Source organism: Mesonia ostreae (assembly GCF_031845265.1).
Taxonomy (GTDB): Bacteria; Bacteroidota; Bacteroidia; order Flavobacteriales; family Flavobacteriaceae; genus Mesonia; species Mesonia ostreae.
This window is the reverse complement of record NZ_JAVRBG010000031.1, coordinates 1-4,206: the sequence shown is the minus strand read 5'-3', so window position 1 is coordinate 4,206 and position 4,206 is coordinate 1. Positions and strand designations below refer to the sequence as shown.

1 protein-coding gene is annotated in these 4,206 nt (G+C 35.9%); it reads left to right on the top strand.

Features of this window, described 5'->3' with window-relative positions:
• Positions 1-226: 226 nt before the first annotated feature.
• Positions 227-4,206: choice-of-anchor L domain-containing protein (locus tag RLT85_RS14950; RefSeq protein WP_311402847.1), on the top strand; the 3,980-nt coding region annotated here is incomplete at its 3' end.

The following is a 4,206-nucleotide window of genomic DNA, read 5'->3' as shown; positions in this document are numbered from 1 at the left end:
AAGGAATGGGAGAGTCTGCACCAAAAGTAGACTGCGAACCTTGTACCGAACAACAATTTGAACTTAATAGAAGATCTGTTTTTAGAATCTTAGAGAAATAGGATTGTAGATAAGAATAGTATTCTTTATTACAAAAGTCTTAGCAGTTTTGCTAAGACTTTTTGTTTTTTAACGATTATTTAATTTTTTTTTATATATTCAACCACTAATTCTAAATCCCCAAAACGTGAAAACAAAATTACTTTTACTATTGTTAACATTCGGGTATCTATCATCTTATGGACAGATAGGTATTATCGAGACTTTTGATAACGGAGTTCCTGCAAACTGGACAGGAAATTTTGTCGCTTCTTCACTACAATCCTGTAGTGGTCAAAGCGTAAGAAGAAACTTTTATAGTTTTAATGATACAGGCAATTTGACTTCCCCAAATATTGTAGGTCAATCAAATGGCACAGACCTAACATTAAGTTTTGATTATAAAATTGTAGATTGGTCTGCAGCAACAAATCCTACGGCAGAAGGTTGGGGAAATTTTACAGTAGATTATTCTGTAGATCAAAGCGCTACTTGGATCACTATAGATACTATAGATGATTCAAATCATGTTACGTCTGCAGATTGTGCAACAAAGACATACACTATTGTTGGAGCAGATTTACCTACAGGATCAGATTTCCAGTTAAGATTTAATGCGACTTGGTTAGAAGGAGATTATTATTTGTATTATGATAATGTTTTGGCAACACAAGAAACTACTAATGCTCCTAACTGTGATGCAGTTTTAAGCAATCCTGAAGACGGGGATGTAGATGTGCCAATAGATAGTGAAATTAGTTGGTCTCCAGCCACAGGTATTGCTACAGGTTATATAATTAGTATTGGAACTACTTCTGGAGCAACCGATATTTTAGATAATGAAGATGTAGGACTTACCAACTCTTATGATCCCATTAATAACTTCAGCTACGATCAGGAATATTTTGTGACAATTGTACCTTATAATTCAAATGGTAATGCAACAGCTTGCGTAGAGCAAAGCTTTACAGCAGTAAGTCCACCTCCGCCAGGTTCTATTTGTGAAGATGCTATACAGGTTTCAGAACCTCTTCCTTATGTAACTAGTGATGATACTTCTAATTATGGAGATGATTATTCAGGCTCACCAGGAGCACCAGATTGTGGTACAACCACCAGTTACTTGAATGGTGATGATGTAGTATATGAGTACACACCAACGACAGATACTTCTGTAGATATTATACTATCAGACATTTCTTCAAACTACGTAGGCATGTTTGTTTACTCAAGTTGCGCAGATATTGGTACAGCATGTAATACAGGGCTAACCAATAGCTTTAGTACAGATGATTTAGACATTCAAGATTTTGCGGTTACTGGAGGAGAAACCTATTACATTTTAATATCAACTTGGGCTTCTCCACAATCTACAGCATATACATTAACGATTTCAGAAAACACTTGTGTAAATATAGATGCTACGTTTGATGTAGTAGGTATTTGTGATCCAAGTACGGGTACAGAAGGTTTTATAGTAGAAGTAGACGTGACAGATTTAGGATCTGCTGATGATGTAGATGTTTCTGATGGAACAGACATAGAAACTATTACTTCACCACAAACCTTAAGTTTTGGTCCTTATGCAAACGGGACTGAAGTTAACATTACTATAGATAACAATCAAGATGCTAACTGCTTTTTGAATAGTGAAACTTTAACTCAAGCCACATGTCCTCCTGACAATGACGAATGTAATGAAGCAACTGTTTTATTAACGAACCCTGATTTTTCTTGTACAGAATTTGGTTCGGGAAGTATTTTTGGAGCATCAGAGTCTAATGAAGCAAATGGATGTTTTGGTACCAGTGATGACGATGTTTGGTTTGAATTTGTTGCAACATCAACCGCTCATACTATAGATATTTATAATATTACTGGGGGAACAACAGATTTGTACCATGTAATTTATGAAGGAGATGATTGTAATAACTTAACTGAACTGGTATGTTCTGATCCAAATAATAGTTTTGTTTCTGATTTAACTCTTGGTAATACTTATAAAGTAAGAGTATATTCTTGGACATCATCTTCAGACCAAACTTCTGTTTTTGATATTTGTATTGGTACGCCACCACCACCACCTTCAAATGATGAGTGTGATATGGCGATAGAGATTCCTGTCAATGATACCGCAGAATGTCTTCTTACTGTACCAGGTACTATTGCATCGGCAACTGAATCTACTCAGGCTAATACTTGTTTAGGATCTGCAGATGATGATGTTTGGTTTGAATTTGAAGCTACATCTACAAATCACGCTATATCTCTTTTAAATATTACAGGATCTACCACCAACTTATATCATTCTGTTTATGAAGGTAATGACTGTGATAATTTAATTCTATTATATTGTGCAGATCAATTTGGAGATAATTCCAGTTCAGCTGAAAATTTAACCATAGGAGAAACTTATTATGTAAGAGTTTACTCGTCAACGGTAACGGCTGGTCAAACCTCAAGTTTTGATATTTGTGTATCAACATTATTACCTCCAATAACAACCAATACCACTCAATACACTGTAGAAGAATTGGTGTTGGATGTTTTAATAGACAACCCTTGTACGCAAGTAAGTAATATTACATCTTCTACAGGAACAGATTTTGGAAGTACAAATGGGATAGGTTACTTTGATCAAAACGGTTCTAGTTTTCCAATGGAAAGTGGGGTGCTTATGAGTACGGGTGATGTAAATGAAGCTCCTGGGCCAGAATTAACTATTCAATCTAATGGAGGCGGTGGTTTCCCAGCTACTTGGCCTGGAGATACAGATTTAGAGAATGCTGTGCCAGAATTAGCTGCTGGAGACTCTAATAATGCATCTATTATAGAATTTGACTTTGTACCGTTTATTGATGAAATTAGTTTTGATTTCTTATTTGCTTCAGAAGAATATGGTACTTTTCAATGTTCATATTCAGATTCTTTTGCTTTTTTAGTGACTGATGCAGATGGCAATACTGTTAATATTGCGGTGGTTCCTGGAACTACAGATCCTATTTCAGTAGTAACCATTAGAGATGATGCTCATAATGATAACTGTACTTCAGAAAATGAAGAATATTTTGGAGAATATTATGGAGATACAGGAGCCTCTCCAATAACAGCACCCATTAACTTTAGAGGGCGAACAACCGTAATGACGGCTCAGGCAGATGTTGTTCCTGGTCAACAATACCATTTTAAATTGGTAATTGCAGATAGAGGAGATACTAGTTATGATTCAGGTATTTTCTTAGCAGCAGGTAGTTTTGATTTTGGAGCTATAGACTTAGGTGATGATTTAACCATTGCAGATGGAAACGCAAATTGTGAGGGAGATCCTGTTATTTTGGATACAGGTATAGAAGATGCTTCGAATGCTAGCATAGAATGGTATTATGAAGGAACTCTTCTTGTTGAATTAGATGAGGATGGAAATCCAATCTTAGATGAAGATGGATTCGAAATACCAATCTCTACCACAAGTATTGAGGTGACAGAGCCTGGTGAATACGCGGTAGCCGTAGTTTATTTTGGAGCTTGTGGACTTACAGATGTCATTAATATTGAATTTTTTGAATCTCCTGAAATAGATTTAACTACAGATACGAATTTTATTTGTGATGGATCAACAGGAGCTCTAAATGTTGATGTACTTAATGAAGCACAATTTGATTCAGTATCTTATACTTGGTTTCTAGATGGAACTGAGATTGTAGGAGAAACTGCAAGTACACTTGATATAACTGAAGCAGGGGAGTATGAAGTATTGGTTACATCAGATGGTGATTGTGAATCAACTTCTAGCATCATTATAGACGAAAGTAATTATGATGTCACTTTTGATGGCATCACGATTCCTTGTACTCCACAAGGAGAGTCTAATAGTTTTGTTCTTACGCCTATAATCACAGGTGTTCCTGCTAATGAATTGGATAATGTAGATTACTTGTGGAGTACCAATGAAACCACTCCATCTATTACAATAACACAAGATGGTACCTATACTGTTACCACAACTTATAATGGTTGTGAAGCAACTGCAACCTATAATGCGACCTTCACCAACACCCCCTCTATAGATTTGGGAAGTGATATTTCTACTTGTGACATTAGTGGAGTAGTTATAGATGCTACCCCAGC